Origin of the sequence: Streptococcus sp. DD13 (assembly GCF_001578875.1) — a bacterium.
GTDB lineage: Bacteria > Bacillota > Bacilli > Lactobacillales > Streptococcaceae > Streptococcus.
Genome location: NZ_KQ969518.1, coordinates 1 through 258, shown reverse-complemented (window position 1 = coordinate 258; position 258 = coordinate 1). Strand labels below are relative to the sequence as shown.

Here is a 258-nt window from a genome sequence, read left to right as displayed (position 1 = left end):
TTCCTTGTCCCCCAACTGACGGATCGTCGCTTGTTCTTCGGCTGTCAGACTGCTGTAGTCCACATAGGCTAGGTTGTCCCCACCCTTTTGGTCAGAAGCTAGGTTGGACCAGTCTCCGACCCACTTATCCGCTGCCTCTACGGCCAGGCTAGGTAGGGCAAAAGCCAAGACCAAGGCCAGACTCAAGAGGACAGCTTTAATCCTTTTGTTTTTCAAGTTGTTTTCTCCTTTAAATAAATTTCCAAGCTTATTATATAG

At 48.1% G+C, this 258-nt stretch carries 1 protein-coding gene; it reads right to left on the bottom strand.

The window, feature by feature from the left end; all coding sequences use genetic code 11:
- Positions 1–216: hypothetical protein (locus STRDD13_RS08120; protein WP_197457187.1), on the bottom strand; the 216-nt coding region annotated here is incomplete at its 3' end.
- Between the last annotated feature and the right edge of the window lie 42 nt (positions 217–258).